This window comes from Fusicatenibacter sp., assembly GCF_050872605.1.
GTDB lineage: Bacteria > Bacillota > Clostridia > Lachnospirales > Lachnospiraceae > Fusicatenibacter.
Genome location: NZ_JBNMHD010000007.1, coordinates 1 through 15,992, shown reverse-complemented (window position 1 = coordinate 15,992; position 15,992 = coordinate 1). Strand labels below are relative to the sequence as shown.

Sequence of the window (15,992 nt, the reverse complement as noted above, 5' to 3'; positions counted from 1 at the left end):
AGACTCCGAAACGAGATACAAATTAAGGTGGTACCGCGGAATTTTCGCCCTTTGCATGCATGTTATGTGTATGTGAAGGGCGTTTTTGATTTAAGACAAGCCTCTGCGGGAATAAATACCACAATACACCAACATAAAAGGAGGATCTCATGAGCAAAGAACTCGCAAAGACCTACGATCCGAAAGGACTCGAGGACAGACTGTATCAGAAATGGCTGGACAAAGGATATTTCCATGCCACTGTAAACCCGAACAAAAAACCGTTTACCATTATGATGCCGCCTCCGAACGTAACCGGACAGCTTCACATGGGCCATGCACTCGATAACACCATGCAGGATATTCTCTGCCGTTTCAAACGGATGGAGGGATATGAAGTCCTCTGGCAGCCGGGTACCGACCATGCGGCGATTGCAACCGAGGTAAAGGTTACCAATATGCTCAAAGAGCAGGGTATCGACAAAGATGAAATCGGACGCGAAAAATTCCTGGAGCATTGCTGGGAGTGGAAGAAAGAGTACGGCGGACGCATCAACAGCCAGTTAAGAAAGATCGGCTCCTCCGCAGACTGGGAGAGAGAACGCTTCACCATGGACGAGGGATGCTCCAAAGCTGTAGAAGAAGTATTCTGCCGTCTGTATGAAAAAGGATGGATCTACAAAGGAAGCCGCATCATCAACTGGTGCCCGGTATGCCAGACTTCCATCTCCGATGCAGAGGTTGAATATCAGGAGCAGGCAGGCCACTTCTGGCACATCAACTACCCGGTAGTTGGAGAAGAAGGCCGCTTCGTAGAAATCGCAACGACCCGTCCGGAGACTCTGCTCGGCGATACTGCCGTAGCTGTCAACCCGGAGGATGAAAGATACACCGACATCGTCGGAAAAATGCTGAAACTTCCGCTGACCGACCGTGAAATCCCGGTTATCGCAGATGCTTACGTAGACAAAGAGTTCGGAACCGGATGCGTTAAAATTACACCGGCACACGACCCGAACGACTTTGAGGTAGGAAAACGCCACAACCTCGAAGAGATCAACATCTTAAACGATGACGGAACCATGAACAACAAATGCGGCAAATACGCCGGCATGGACCGCTACGAGGCAAGAAAAGCCATGGTAGAGGATCTCGAGAAGCTTGGTCTTCTTGTAAAAGTAGTGGATCACGTTCACAACGTAGGAACCCACGACAGATGTAAGACAACCGTAGAGCCAATGATCAAACCGCAGTGGTTTGTAAAAATGGCAGATATGGCTGCTGCAGCCAGCGAAGCAGAGAAGAACGGCGAAGTAAACTTCATCCCGGACCGTTTCAGCAAGATTTATCAGAACTGGCTGAACAATATCCACGACTGGTGCATTTCCCGTCAGCTCTGGTGGGGTCATCGTATCCCGGCCTATACCTGTGATGACTGTGGCGAGATCACCGTTGTAAGAGGCGGCATGCCGGAAAAATGCCCGAAATGCGGCAGCACCCATCTCACCCAGGACCCGGATACCCTGGACACCTGGTTCAGCTCAGCTCTGTGGCCGTTCTCCACGTTAGGATGGCCGGAGAAAACACCGGAATTTGATTACTTCTATCCGACCGACGTTCTCGTAACCGGATACGACATTATCTTCTTCTGGGTAATCCGTATGGTATTCTCTGCGCTGGAGCAGACAAAACAGGTTCCGTTCCATCACGTACTGATTCACGGACTCGTTCGTGATTCCCAGGGACGCAAGATGAGTAAATCTCTTGGAAACGGTATCGATCCGCTGGAAGTCATCGATAAATACGGCGCAGATGCGCTCCGTCTGACTCTGATGACCGGTAATGCACCTGGAAACGACATGCGTTTCTACTGGGAGCGTGTAGAAGCCAGCCGTAACTTTGCAAACAAAGTATGGAATGCTTCCCGTTTCATCATGATGAACTTGGAAAAAGCAGAGGTTCCGTCTGAAATGCCGAAAGACAAACTGACCCTGGCAGATAAATGGATTCTCTCCAAAGTCAATACTCTGGCAACCGAAGTAACGGACAACATGGACCGCTACGAGCTCGGCATCGCCGTACAGAAGGTTTACGACTTTATCTGGGAGGAATTCTGCGACTGGTACATTGAGATGGTAAAACCGCGTCTGTACAGCGAGACCGACGAGACGAAGGGTGCTGCACTGTGGACCTTAAAAACCGTTCTTGGCAATGCATTAAAGCTGCTGCATCCGTTTATGCCGTTCATCACAGAGGAAATCTACTGCACACTGAATCCGGACGAGGATTCCATCATGATCGCCGCATGGCCGAAAGAGACCGAAGACTTTGCATACGCAGAGGATGAGGCAGCTGTTGAGATGATGAAAGAGGCCGTAAGAAGCATCCGTGGTGTACGTACCAGCATGAATGTACCGCCGTCAAAGAAAGCAAGCGTATTCGTTGTGACCGAAGATACCTCCGTACAGGAAATTTTCAGAAACGGCGCTGTCTTCTTTGCAACCCTGGCAGGCGCAAGCGAAGTGCACGTACAGGCAGATAAAGCCGGTATTGCAGACGATGCGGTATCTGCAGTGATCCCACAGGCAACGATTTATATTCCGTTTGCCGAACTGGTTGACCTCGAAAAAGAGATCGCCCGTCTCGAAAAAGAGGAGGAGCGTCTGACAAAAGAAATCGCACGTTCCAACGGCATGCTTGGAAACCCGAACTTTATTAACAAAGCTCCGGAGGCAAAAGTTCAGGCAGAGAAAGAAAAACTGGCGAACTATCAGCAGATGATGGAGCAGGTTCAGACAAGATTGGAGCAGCTGAAAAAATAAATGAAAAAAGGAAAAAAACTGCATGGAAACAAGGAAACCGTAGTGAAAGTCTGCAACTGGCTCTCTTTGCCGTTGCAGGCCCTGGGATGCTGTATTCTGTATCTGGTGATTGAAGCATTTTCCCGTCATTCGCTGGCATCTGCATGGAGCTACATGGTGGAAAACCCATGGGTCTTTTTGTACAATGCATTTTTGATCTTCACTACCTTTATGGTAGTTTATCTGTTCCGCAGACGTGTGCTGGTGCGGCTCATCATGAGCTGCTTCTGGCTGCTGCTCGGTATCGTTAACGGTGTGATTCTGGCGAACCGCGTCACGCCGTTTACCGGGCCGGACTTGCGGAATTTAAGCGACGGCGCAAAGGTCGTGACGAAGTATCTGTCGAAAGGTACCATGATCCTCGTCGTAGCAGCCCTTGTGGCATTATTGGCATTTTTTGTATGGGTCTGGATCAAAGGACCGAAATTTCAGGGGAAAATCCGCTGGTATCTGAATGTGCCGCTGATTGCTCTGGTCATTGTACTCTTTACGGGAGCAACGAACCTGGCGCTCGCAAAGCGTGTGCTTTCCAGCTATTTCGTCAACATCGCATTTGCCTACCAGGATTACGGCTATCCGTACTGTCTGGCAGTCACCCTGTTTGATACGGGAATTTCAGAGCCGAACGGCTATTCCGAACAGCTCGTGAAACAGATTGAGACGAGTGAAGGCGAACAAAAAGAGGATGATACGGTAAAACCGAATATTATCTTTTTACAGCTGGAGTCCTTTTTCGATCCGGAGCTGGTTAATTTCCTCAATATTTCCGAGGATCCGATCCCGTATTTCCGGCAGCTGATGAAGGATTATTCTTCCGGTTATCTCCGCGTGCCGGTGGTGGGAGCCGGAACAGCAAACACAGAGTTTGAAACTATTTCCGGCATGAGTCTCCGGTATTTCGGAGCAGGTGAGTATCCGTACAAATCGGTGCTTTCAGAGGAGACGTGTGAGAGTGCGCCGTATGTTTTAAAGAATCTTGGCTATGCGACCCATGCGCTCCACAACAATGAAGCAAACTTTTATTCCAGAAGAAGTGTGTTCTCACGTCTTGGTTTTGATACCTTTACCTCGGAGGAATATATGCCGGACATCTCGGATGTGACGGCGACCGGATGGGTAAAAGACCATATTCTGACAAAAGAGATCATAAAAACGCTTGATGCGACAGATGAACCGGACTATATCTATACGATTTCGGTACAGGGCCACGGAGATTATCCGACAGAGCCGGTGCTTGACGATCCGGAGATTACGGTGACAGGCGCGGAGGAACGGGAAAAAAATAATTACTCCTGGGAATATTATGTAAATCAGATCCATGAGATGGACAAATTTGTCAAAGAGCTGACGACAAAGCTTGCGGATTATCCGGAGCCGGTGGTACTTGTGATGTACGGTGACCATCTGCCGACGATGGGGCTGAAGATGGAAGATCTGGAGAACCGCTATCTGTATCAGACCGAATATGTGATCTGGGATAACATGGGCCTGAAAAGGAAACAGGAAAACATTGCTTCCTACCAGATTGCAGCAGAGGTCATGAACCGTGTGGGGATTCACGACGGAACCATTTTCCGGTATCATCAGACGAGACGGAATACGAAGAATTATCAGGTGGATCTCGAGGTGCTGCAGTATGATATGCTGTATGGAAAACGGTACGTTTACGGAGAAGACGGAGAGACCCCGTATGAGCGTGTGAAGCTGCAGATGGGTGTTCTGCCGGTAACGCTGGAAAGAATCGAAAAATCCGGAGAAGATACATGGTATTTTTACGGAGAAAACTTTACGGCATCGAGCCGTGTGGAAGTCAACGAGGAGATACAGGATACTGTTTATGTCAGCCCGTCGATTCTGATGGTGCATAGTCTGACCCTGGAAGACGGTGATCAGATTACAATCGCGCAGCAGAGCAACAGCTCGACGAAAAAGGTGCTGACAAGAACGGAGCCGACGACGTACGAGGCACCGAAAGTGGAAACAACACCGACGCCGACACCAAACCCGGACAGCACAAAAACAGATGTGACGCAGGAAAATGCCAATACGAGCACTGCGCCGCAGGATGAACTGACGGTAACGCCGACGGAAGAACCAGAAGGCGACAAGATTGAAACGCCAACGGCTGCACCGACGGAAAAACCGGTTGAATAAGAAAAAGATCATACAGTGGGGCGGATTTTGACGTCCCACTGTATCTTTTTACAGGGAAAGTCGAAAAGTCGGGACAAAATTTTGAAAATTGCTATGGACATATCCGGTCACTCGATTATAATGGTACTAGGGTTTGAAAGCAGCCCTAAAATACTGAAGAATGGTGAAATAAAGTGAATTATACAGAAGCAGTTGATTATATCGAAACAATACCGAAATTTACGGTGAAGCATCCGCCGGAACATACGAGGGAGCTTCTTTCGCGCCTTGGGAATCCGCAGGAAGGGATCAAAATTATCCATGTGGCGGGCACGAACGGAAAGGGAAGCGTCTGCGCGTACTTAAATGCGATGCTGCTTGCGGGCGGCAAAAAGACAGGACTTTTTACCTCTCCGCACCTTGTGCGCATCAACGAGCGGTTCCAGATCAACGGGGAGGATGTGTCGGATGAGCAGTTTCTCGACGCATTTCTCAAAGTGGAAAAAGCAGCCAAAGAATACGAGACAGAGGGCGAGGGCCATCCGAGCTATTTTGAGACACTGTTCCTGATGGGAATGCTGATTTTTAAAGAAGCCGGCGTGGAATATCTGGTCATGGAGACGGGCCTTGGCGGGCGGCTGGATGCGACAAATGTGGTCGAAAAGCCGCTGGCATGCATCATCACGTCCATCAGCCGCGACCACACCGAGTATCTCGGCGACACCCTCGAGGCGATTGCGGGAGAGAAAGCCGGCATCATCAAAGCCGGTGTTCCGGTGATCTATGACGCCAGCCAGCCAGGTCCGGCAGCTGTTATTGCCGCAAAGGCGAAAGAAATGGCAAGCCCGGCATGGCCGATGGAGCCGTCGTTCTATGAGATGAAAACACAGAGCCGCGAAGGTATTACCTTTATCTTTGCATACCCGGGCGGCGAGAAAGCCGAGCTTGCGATTCCGTACGTGGCAAAATACCAGATGATGAATGCAAGTCTTGCGTTCTACACGATGCATATTCTGCAGGATGTGCACGAGATTCCCAAGAACGTGCTTGCGGAAGGCCTTTCGAAGATCAAATGGCCGTGCCGTATGGAAATGGCAGCGCCGGGTGTCATCATCGACGGCGCGCACAACGAGGACGGCATCGCACAGTTTGTCAGCACGGCAGGCTATTTTGCGAAAGAAAACGAGATCACAATTCTGTTTACGGCAGTTGCAGACAAGCACTATCACGAGATGATCGGTGAAATCTGCGAGGGCATCCACCCATCCCATGTCGTTGCAACGCAGATCGACGGAAGCCGCGTTGTACCGGCGGAAGTGCTTGCAGAAGACTTCAGAAAAGCCGGCTGCACGGACGTCTGCGCAGAACCGGAAATCGGGGCAGCGTATGAGAAGGCACTGGGCAAAAAGGGCAGCGGCATGCTGTTCTGCGTGGGTTCCCTGTATCTGGCAGGTGAACTGAAGGCGTATCTTGCGAAGCGGAATGGTTAGCGAATACAGGAAGGAATTTTTGAGTTTATGTTAAATTACGAAGAAGAACTGAAAAAGTTTAAACCGTGTCTCGATGTGGACGAGGTGGAGGATGCCATCTACAGCCGTGATCTGACGGATGTAATCGACATTTTGAAAGAAATGATGAAAAACGACAAGCCGGAACAGGAAAACGAGACAGAAGCGGAAAAGGAAGAGTAAGGTGCCGGAATGAACTGTATGAATTGTAAATCGGTTGTGGACGTCGGAATGGAGATCTGTCCCAACTGTGGTTTTAACCTGAGAGTACAGAGAAAATGTTTTTCTCTTTCGAATATGTACTACAATCTGGGCCTCGACAAGGCAGAGATCCGGGATCTTTCCGGAGCGATCGATATGCTGCGGCGGAGCCTGAAGTTTAACAAATACAATATCCATGCGCGGAACCTTTTGGGCCTTGTCTATTTTGAGACGGGTGAAGCGGTTGCGGCGTTAAGTGAGTGGATCATCAGCAAGAATATTATGCCGGAGAATAATGTGGCGACGGAGTATATTGCGACGCTGCAGGCGGAGCAGGCGAAGCTGGATATGATCAATCAGACGATCAAGAAATACAACAGTGCGCTGAAATGCTGCCGCGAGAACAATGAGGATGTGGCTGCGATCCAGCTGCGCAAGATTCTGAACCAGAATCCGAAGCTGATCAAGGGATATCATCTGCTGGCGCTGATTTATATTCACAAGGGTGAGTATGAGAAAGCGCGGAAGATTCTGAAAAAGGCGGCGAAAATTGACAAGACGAACTCGACGACGCTTCGTTTCCTGAAGGAGGTTGATTTCCAGACGGGTACGCAGACGTCGCTGGAGCCGCGGCGGTTCGGGCGCAGGGAGCGCACGGAGGAGCAGCGTGAGGACGAGCGTGAGCGTGTGGTAAGCGGGGATACGGTGATTATTCCGCCGACGTTCCGCGAGACGTCTACAGCGGCAACGATGCTGAATATCGGTATTGGACTGGTGCTTGGTGCGCTGGTTGTGTGGTTCCTTGTGGGGCCTGCGAATACGCAGAGGATTAACCGGCAGGCGGATGAGAAGGTTGTGGAATACAGCGGCAAGATGGCGAGCCAGGAGGCACAGCTGAACCAGCTTCAGAGCCAGGTGGATTCGCTGAATGAGACGACGGCTTCTGCACAGCAGCAGATTCAGACGGCACAGGATACGGCGGCTTCTTATGAAAACCTGTTAAAGGCTGTGGAGGCACAGCAGCAGGGCAATACGAGCAACGCTACAAACGCATTGACGGAGGTCAACCCGGAGGTGCTTTCGGTGGATGCGAAGGCGGTTTATGATACGATTTATAAGAGTATGCAGTCTACGATGTTTCAGGAGCTCTCGGAGTCGGGAGTGAATGCGTTTGATGATGCGAATTATACGGAGGCGATTGATAAGCTTTCGAAGGCTAAGAATATTAATGACAGTGATTATACGGTGCTGAATTATCTGGCGCATGCGTATCGGCTGAGTGGGGATACGGATAATGCGGTTTCGGTGTTCCAGGAGATTGTTGATAAGTTTCCGGGGACCCAGAAGGCTGCAAAGGCGGAGCAGCAGATTGAGGCGCTGGGGGGGACTGTGAAGACGGAGGAATAGTGGGGGCTGATACCACTGACTACGCGGAGGGTGCGTGGGACGAAGGGCAAAAAAGTATAAAAGTGAGAAGATAAAACACAAAAGATGAGATTCGTTTTAGGGCGAAAAAGATCTTTTGTGTTTTTTATTTTATGACGGGAAAGAAGGAGGATGGGAAATGGGTAATCGGGTTTGGGTGAAGGATGCGGTGATGACGATTCGGCTTCCGGAGGAGGTGGATCATTTTGTGGCTGACCGGCTTCGGGAGGAGGCGGGGGAGATTTTGGTGGAGAGGAATGTGAGGGAGGTGGTGTTTGATTTTCGGAAGACGGTGTTTATGGACAGTTCGGGGATTGGGCTGGTGATGGGGAGGTTTCGGGAGATGGAGCTGATTGGCGGGAAGGTGAGAGCGGTGCATGTGGGGGAGCGGATGCGGAGAATTCTGGTGATGTCGGGGGTGACGAGGGTGATTGAGGTGGAAGAGGAGAAGACGTGGAAGTAGGTTTTGGACGGGGAGTGGGCAGAAAGGGGAATGGGATGATGCAGGAAAGGATGAAAACGGAAGAGAAGATGCGGTGGAATACGATGATGCTGGAGTTTGAGAGCCGTCCCTGCAATGAGAGTTTTGCGCGGGTGTCTGCGGCGGCGTTTCTGGCGCAGCTGAATCCGACGGTGGAGGAAGTGGCGGATGTGAAGACTGCGATTTCGGAGGCGGTTACGAATGCCATGATTCATGGGTACCGGCAGGAAAAAGGGAAAATTCAGATGAAATGTGTGCTGGATCTGGAGGAGAAAGTGTTTCAGGTGACGGTAAAGGATACCGGTGTCGGGATTGAAAATGTGGAGAAAGCGATGGAGCCGATGTTTACGACCTGCCCGGAGCTGGAGCGGTCGGGGATGGGGTTTTCGTTTATGGAGGCGTTTATGGATGAGCTGGAGGTGCGGTCGCATCCGGGATGGGGGACGGAAGTGGTGATGAAACGGAAAATCGGTGTAGATCGGAAGTAAAGAGGAGTCAGAATGCATGGAACATACGCTTGCCCTGATCGAAAAGGCACACGAAGGGGATAAAGCGGCAAGGGATACACTGGCAGAGGAAAATATGGGACTGGTCTGGAGCATGGTAAGAAGGTTTGCAAACCGCGGGGTGGAGATGGAGGATCTGTGCCAGATCGGGAGCATTGGGCTGTTGAAGGCGATTGATAAATTTGATCCTTCGTTTGAAGTCTGTTTTTCGACGTATGCGGTTCCGATGATTGCGGGGGAGATCCGGCGGTTTCTGCGGTCGGAGGGGATGGTGAAGGTGAGCCGCCCGATCCGGGAACTGGCGTGGAAAGCGTATGCGGTGCGGGAGCGGCTGGAGCGGGAGAACGGGCGGGATCCGACGCTGGCGGAGATAGCGGGGGAGCTTGATGTTACCGTGGAGGAAATCGTGGAGGCGATGGAGTCCGGTGCGGAGGTGGAATCGCTGCAGAAGACCATCTATCAGGGGGAAAACCACGATATTTCTCTGATGGACCGCATTCCGGAAAAAGAGAACGGGCAGGAAAAGCTGCTGAACCGGATTTTTCTGGAAGAACTGCTCGGCAGACTGCCCGCAAAGGAGCGCCAGCTCATCTACATGCGATACTTTCAGGACATGACACAGGCGCAGATTGCCGGAAAACTGGGGATTTCGCAGGTGCAGGTGTCGCGGATGGAAAAGAAGATTCTGCGGCAGATGCGGATGGAAAAGGTCTGACAAAAATACAAATCCGGCAGAAGGGCGCTTTTTCTGGAAAAGGCAGAGAAAAGCGCCTGAAACCCGGGCGGATAAAGGAAGAAAAGAAAGGCGGAGCGGGGAAAGGCGGCAGAAAGTTTGAAAATATTCACTGGAATATCGGGGGAAGGTGTGCTACAATGAGCAAAATACGAAGAAAGGCAGGTGGAAGAACATGGATTATCTGACAGAAAATGTGGCGGTCAATCTGAAACGGATCCGGCAGTCGAAAGGGATGAGTCTCGACCAGGCCTCAGAGCAGACCGGGGTCAGCAAGAGTATGCTCTCGCAGATCGAAAAGGGAACGGCGAACCCGTCGCTCGGCGTGCTTGGGAAGATTACGAGCGGCCTGCGGATTGAATTTCAGGAGCTGATTGCAACGCCGCTGGTGGATAGTTATCTTGTGACACCGGAGGATCTGGTTCCGACGAAAGAGCTGGAGGGGCAGTACACTGTGTGGACGTGCTTTCCGTATGAGGACACGCGGCTTGTGGAAATCTACCGCATCGACATCGAACCGGGCGGAACGTATGTGAGCGGCGGCCACGGAGAGAAAACAAGAGAGTACCTGGTGGTGACAGACGGCGTGATGACCGTGGAGTGCAATGGAAAAGAGCATGAGATCCACCGGAAGCAGGCATTCCGTTTCGAGACAGACCAGATCCACATCTACCGCAACAGAGGGACGGAGAAGACGAGCTGCATGTGTTTCTTTCTCGACTATCACTAAAAGCCGCAGAATAACAGGCTTTCTTTTTTTGAATGAACTGTTCAATATAATGGACGGAAATCCGCTGGAACATCAGAATAAAAAACAACGGATATGAAAAAAATACGGCGGAAGACGAAAAAACATCAAAAAAGAATAGAAAAAGCGGGTGTTAAAGAAAAAACAAAAATAAAAAACTTTTTAAAAAAAGTAATTGACAAATATAGGGAGTGGTGCTATTGTATGGTTGTACAAAATAATAAACGAAAAACAAAGCAAAGACGCTTACCAACGAGTAGTCTTTGCTTTTTTGTTTTTTATTTAGTAACAACTCAGAGCCACATCTCGATTCCGCTGCGCTGCATCTCGATGTTGCTGGTCGCCATATGAAATTGCATGAAAAAGTACTCATTCATGCAAGCATGATTCGCACTTTTCCCTGCAATTTCGCATGGCTCTGAGTTGTTACAAAATCTTTTCAACGCTATGGGAGGATAACACTATGAGATTAAAAGACACAGGATTAACGGTTCAGGACATCAAGGACAAAGTAAACAAGTACATGATCGAGACCTACGAGCGTTTCGATTTCCTCGCAGAAACCGCAGAGGGCATGTACATGTACGACGAAAACGGAACGCCGTATCTTGACTTTTACGCAGGAATCGCCGTAAACAACGCCGGAAACAGAAACCCGAAAGTTGTTGCAGCAGCAAAAGAGCAGCTCGACGATATCATGCATACCTTCAACTATCCATACACCATCCCGCAGGCACTGCTTGCTGAGAAAGTCTGCGAGACCATCGGCATGGACAAGATCTTCTATCAGAACTCCGGTACCGAGGCGAACGAGGCCATGATCAAAATGGCAAGAAAGTACGGCATCGAGAAATATGGCCCGAACCGTTACCACATCGTAACCGCAAAGATGGGCTTCCATGGAAGAACCTTCGGTGCTATGTCTGCAACCGGTCAGCCGGGCAACGGATGCCAGGTTGGATTCGGACCGATGACCTACGGTTTCTCCTACGCACCGTACAATGATCTGCAGGCCTTCAAAGATGCATGTACCGAAAACACCATCGCTATCATGGTTGAGCCGGTACAGGGCGAGGGCGGTGTTCATCCGGCAACGAAAGAGTTCATGCAGGGACTCCGGAAGTTCTGTGATGAGAACGACATGCTGCTCCTGATCGATGAAGTACAGACCGGCTGGTGCAGAACCGGTGCGGTAATGTCTTACATGAACTACGGCATCAAACCGGATATCGTATCCATGGCAAAAGGTCTTGGCGGCGGAATGCCGATCGGCGCAATCTGCGCAACAGCTGAAGTAGCAAAAGCCTTTACCCCGGGATCTCACGGAACTACCTTCGGCGGCCATCCGGTCAGCTGTGCAGCAGCACTGGCAGAAGTCAACGAACTGATCGACCGCGACCTTGCCGGAAATGCCAAGAAAGTCGGTGATTACTTCGCAGAAAAATTAGCAAAACTGCCGCATGTCAAAGAAGTCAGACATCAGGGACTGCTGGTAGGCGTAGAGTTTGATGATACCATCAGTGGCGTAGAAGTCAAACATGGCTGTCTTGACCGCCATCTGCTGATCACAGCCATCGGAGCGCACATCATTCGTCTGATCCCTCCGCTTATCGTAACCGAGGAGGACTGCGACAAGGCAGTTGCTATCATCGAAGAAACCGTAAAAGCTCTGGAAAAATAAAGAATTCTTATAGAAACAAAGAAAATCTCATAGCGTGAAAAGAACAGGACAAGGACGTCAAAAAGCAAAGAACCATGCTTCGCCCCTGTCCTGTTTTTCTTTTCATTCTGTGAAGCGGAAACAACAGGTAAAACAGAGAAATTAAATGTGAGAGGAAAACGGTATGGGACATCTGGTTATCACAATCGGCTGCGAGTACGGAGCCAAAGGAAATGCCATCGGCAGGAAAATTGCGGAGGATCTCGGAATTAAGTTCTATGACCGCGAGCTGGTGGATCAGATTATTGAAGAAGTCGGAATTCCGAAAGACATCATGAACCGTGTAGAAGAGGGCGGTACGATTGCCGGAAAAGGAGCCGAGGGCGATGTCCGTGGATCCTTCTCCAAATATGCGGACCTGACCGAGCGTGCGATTCATGTACAGAAGCAGATCATCCGGAAACTGGCAGAAAAAGAAGCCTGCGTCATCATCGGACGATCCGCGGATTACATCTTAAAGGACAGCAAAGATATCAAGCTCCTCCGGGCTTTTATCTATGCACCGGACGAGATCCGCATTCAGAACATCATGAAGAGTCACAGCCTTTCCGAGAGTGATGCAAAAATCCTGCTGCTCGAGAAGGACAAGCGGTATCACAAGCGTCACCTGGCGCTGACCGGCAGCAACCGTGGAGACCGGCACAACCGCGATATCCTGATCAACAGTGCATTCCTTGGTGTGGAGGGCACAGCGGAGTATCTCGAGGAACTGATTCAGAAGAAATACGGAAGCGGGGAGGAATAAGCCATGGAACAGAAAAAATCAGAATTTGACAAAGTATTGGGTGCATGGGACATTCTCGTCATCGCTTTCGGAGCCATGATCGGCTGGGGCTGGGTTGTATCCTCGGGAAGCTGGATCCAGAAAGGCGGCGTTGTCGGAGCAGCAATCGCGTTTGCCATCGGCGGTGTCATGATCTTCTTCATCGGCCTGACCTACGCAGAGCTGACCGCAGCGATGCCGCAGTGCGGCGGCGAGCATGTTTTCAGTTATAAAGCGATGGGTCCGAACGGCTCCTTTATCTGTACATGGGCGATTATTTTAGGATATGTCAGTGTTACCTGTTTCGAGGCCTGCGCCTTCCCAACCATCATCACCTATCTGTGGCCGGGATTCCTGAAAGGCTATATGTACAGTGTGGCCGGATTTGATATCTATGCCTCCTGGGTAGCCGTAGCCGTTATCGTAGCATTCCTCATCACACTGATCAATGTGTTAGGCGCAAAAACAGCAGCCGTTCTGCAGACGGTTCTCACCTGTATCATCGGCGGTGCCGGTATTCTTCTGATTGTGGCATCCGTCATCAACGGTGATTCCGGCAATCTGCAGGGACAGATGTTTGTCGGCGAGAGCGCCGGAACGATGTTCCAGAACATCATCAAAGTTGCTGTTGTTACCCCGTTCTTCTTCATCGGTTTTGACGTTATCCCGCAGGCAGCAGAGGAAATCAACGTTCCGTTAAAGAAAATCGGTAAAATGATGATTCTCTCCGTTGTCCTCGCTGTTGTTTTCTATTCCTGTGTTATCCTGGCTGTCGGCTATGTGCTGAATCCGTCCGAAATCCTGAGTTCGGAAGCAGGAACCGGACTTGTCACAGCAGATGCCATGGCAAAAGCGTTCGGTACAGCGGTTATGGCAAAAGTCATCATTGTCGGCGGTATGTGCGGTATCATCACATCCTGGAACTCCTTTATGATCGGCGGTTCCCGTGCCCTGTATTCCATGGCTGAATCTTACATGATTCCGCCGATGTTTGCAAAGCTTCACCCGCAGCACAAAACTCCGATCAACGCCCTGTTCCTGATCGGCGCGCTGACTATGCTGGCTCCGTTTGCAGGACGAGGCATGATGGTGTGGATCTGTGATGCAGGTAACTTTGGATGCTGTCTTGCCTACTGTATGGTATCTCTTTCCTTCCTGATTCTGCGGAAGAAAGAGCCGGATATGCCGCGTCCGTATCGTGTTCCGGCATATAAATTTGTTGGAACCATGGCGGTTCTGATGTCCGGATGCATGGTGCTTGTTTACTGCATTCCTGGTTCCGGCGGAACGCTGGTATGGCAGGAGTGGCTGATGGTAGGCGGCTGGAGCCTCCTCGGTGTTGTATTCTTTGCAGTCTGCAAGTTCAAATATAAAGAGAAATTCGGCAGCCTGATCGAGCTGATCTCCGACGAGGACGCAGCGTCCCTGATGCCGGAGGCAGACGATGCGGAACTCGACGTTGTCATCGATGCAGCGATCGACCGTGTCCTTGCAAAAATGGCTGGCTGAAGCTGAGATAGGATAAAACAAAGCGTGTCGGAAAGAGAAAATTTTCGGCACGCTTTCTGAAAGAAAAGGGGAAAAATAAGATGAATCCATTCGAATTTTCGATTCCACAGAATATTATTGTCGGAGCAGGAACACTTAGTAAACTGCCGGAGTGCGCGAAGAAAATGGGAGGAACCCATGCGATGATTCTTTCCGGTCCGACCCTGAAAAAAATGGGCGTTGTGGATAAAGCAGCGGACAGCCTGAAAGCGGCCGGAATTGCAGCCGATATTTTCACGGACATTGAGGCGAATCCGTCTGTGACTACCGTAGAAAAGGCAACCGAAAGTTATCTTTCTTCTGGCGCAGACTTTATCGTAGCACTTGGCGGCGGCTCCCCGATGGACGTTGCGAAGGCCGTCGGTGTGACGGCAAAATACGGCGGCAGCATCACGGAATACGAAGGCGCACACAAAGTGCCGGGAAAAATTGTCCCGCTGATTGCCATTCCGACGACCGCGGGAACCGGCTCCGAGGTGACTGCATTTTCTGTGATCACTGACCACAGCAGAGATTACAAGCTGACCGTATTCAGCTATGAACTTCTGCCGGAGTATGCGATTCTCGATCCGGAACTTTTAACTTCGGCTCCGGCATCCGTTGCGGCAGCCTGCGGTATTGATGCCTTTATCCATGCGGAGGAGGCCTACATTTCCACAGCCGCTTCCCCGTTCTCCGATGCCATGGCAGAAAAAGCAATGGAATTGATCGGTAAAAATATCCGCCGTTTCGTGGCACGCAGAACCGATCTGGAAGCGGCAGAAGCCATGCTGACCGGTTCGCTGTTTGCAGGCATCGCGTTCTCCTATGCGCGGCTTGGAAATGTCCATGCGATGAGCCATCCGGTGAGCGCTTTCTTTGATGTACCGCACGGCGTGGCAAATGCTGTTCTGCTTCCGGTCATCGCAGAGTACAATGCGCTGGCAGACCATGGAAGATATTTGAAGATCTACAACTACATCAGCGAAATCCCGGCATACGCCGATGAATTTGAGCCGATGATGCTGGTCGGCGCGATCCGTGAACTGACCGCAGCCATCGGAATCCCGGCCAGCCTGACCGATGCGATCCGCCAGGCGGCAAAGGGAAAAGAAGTGACGGCAGAGGAGATCGAGAGCAAAATCGTGCCGATGGCGGTAGATGCGATGAAGAGCGGAAACATCGCCGTCAACCCGAGAGCGTCTCGTCAGCAGGACATCGAGGCGCTGTACCGGAAAGCACTGTAAGAGACAAGCTATAGCAAGACCCGAAAATAATGCAAAAAATTCAGCACCGCAGAGTGTGAATTACTGCGTCACAGATTTTCGTCGTACCCCGGTACGCCTTCAAATCTGTTCCTTGCAATTCGCGCTCTGCAGCACTGCCTTTTTTGCATTATTTTCGGGT

The 15,992-nt window shown here is 50.6% G+C and carries 13 protein-coding genes and 1 other annotated feature (1 of these 14 running past the window's edge); all 13 genes read left to right on the top strand.

Annotated features, from left to right (window positions below; all coding sequences use genetic code 11):
• Window positions 1–55: a binding site (T-box leader), on the top strand (it extends 166 nt beyond the left edge of the window).
• 94 nt (window positions 56–149) lie between these two features.
• The 13 genes from ACY2VT_RS03675 to ACY2VT_RS03615 all read left to right on the top strand — a co-directional run bounded on the left by ACY2VT_RS03675 (window position 150) and on the right by ACY2VT_RS03615 (window position 15,832).
• Entirely contained in the window at window positions 150–2,801 is a 2,652-nt protein-coding gene (locus tag ACY2VT_RS03675; RefSeq protein WP_461878919.1) for a valine--tRNA ligase, read from the top strand.
• Window positions 2,802–4,994, top strand: coding sequence for an LTA synthase family protein (locus ACY2VT_RS03670; RefSeq protein WP_461878918.1), 2,193 nt, complete (start codon window positions 2,802–2,804; stop codon window positions 4,992–4,994).
• A gap of 173 nt (window positions 4,995–5,167) precedes the next feature.
• The gene (locus tag ACY2VT_RS03665) at window positions 5,168–6,463 is read left to right on the top strand and encodes a bifunctional folylpolyglutamate synthase/dihydrofolate synthase (RefSeq protein WP_461878917.1); all 1,296 of its coding nucleotides are present in this window, start codon (window positions 5,168–5,170) and stop codon (window positions 6,461–6,463) included.
• Window positions 6,464–6,490: 27 nt separating this feature from the next.
• Window positions 6,491–6,664: a hypothetical protein gene (locus ACY2VT_RS03660; RefSeq protein ID WP_022461761.1), complete on the top strand. Its 174-nt coding sequence runs from the start codon at window positions 6,491–6,493 to the stop codon at window positions 6,662–6,664.
• A gap of 18 nt (window positions 6,665–6,682) precedes the next feature.
• Window positions 6,683–8,089, top strand: a complete 1,407-nt coding sequence (locus ACY2VT_RS03655) for a tetratricopeptide repeat protein (RefSeq protein WP_461878916.1) — start codon at window positions 6,683–6,685, stop codon at window positions 8,087–8,089.
• A 157-nt stretch (window positions 8,090–8,246) separates the two neighbouring features.
• Complete coding sequence (locus ACY2VT_RS03650; RefSeq protein ID WP_461873772.1) at window positions 8,247–8,570, top strand: anti-sigma factor antagonist; 324 nt, start codon at window positions 8,247–8,249, stop codon at window positions 8,568–8,570.
• Window positions 8,571–8,608: 38 nt separating this feature from the next.
• Window positions 8,609–9,076, top strand: a complete 468-nt coding sequence (gene spoIIAB / locus ACY2VT_RS03645) for an anti-sigma F factor (RefSeq protein ID WP_461877150.1) — start codon at window positions 8,609–8,611, stop codon at window positions 9,074–9,076.
• A 16-nt stretch (window positions 9,077–9,092) separates the two neighbouring features.
• The gene (locus tag ACY2VT_RS03640) at window positions 9,093–9,809 is read left to right on the top strand and encodes a SigB/SigF/SigG family RNA polymerase sigma factor (protein WP_055220004.1); all 717 of its coding nucleotides are present in this window, start codon (window positions 9,093–9,095) and stop codon (window positions 9,807–9,809) included.
• 193 nt (window positions 9,810–10,002) lie between these two features.
• A complete protein-coding gene (locus ACY2VT_RS03635; protein WP_461873771.1) occupies window positions 10,003–10,557 on the top strand; it encodes a helix-turn-helix domain-containing protein in 555 nt (184 codons plus the stop codon).
• A gap of 481 nt (window positions 10,558–11,038) precedes the next feature.
• Window positions 11,039–12,256 (top strand): aspartate aminotransferase family protein, encoded by a 1,218-nt coding sequence (locus ACY2VT_RS03630; RefSeq protein ID WP_117509834.1) that lies wholly within the window; start codon window positions 11,039–11,041, stop codon window positions 12,254–12,256.
• Between the two features lie 163 nt (window positions 12,257–12,419).
• Window positions 12,420–13,040: a cytidylate kinase-like family protein gene (locus ACY2VT_RS03625; RefSeq protein WP_055219997.1), complete on the top strand. Its 621-nt coding sequence runs from the start codon at window positions 12,420–12,422 to the stop codon at window positions 13,038–13,040.
• 3 nt (window positions 13,041–13,043) lie between these two features.
• Window positions 13,044–14,567 (top strand): APC family permease, encoded by a 1,524-nt coding sequence (locus ACY2VT_RS03620; protein WP_461873770.1) that lies wholly within the window; start codon window positions 13,044–13,046, stop codon window positions 14,565–14,567.
• Window positions 14,568–14,647: 80 nt separating this feature from the next.
• A complete protein-coding gene (locus tag ACY2VT_RS03615; RefSeq protein WP_461878915.1) occupies window positions 14,648–15,832 on the top strand; it encodes an iron-containing alcohol dehydrogenase family protein in 1,185 nt (394 codons plus the stop codon).
• Window positions 15,833–15,992 lie beyond the last annotated feature (160 nt).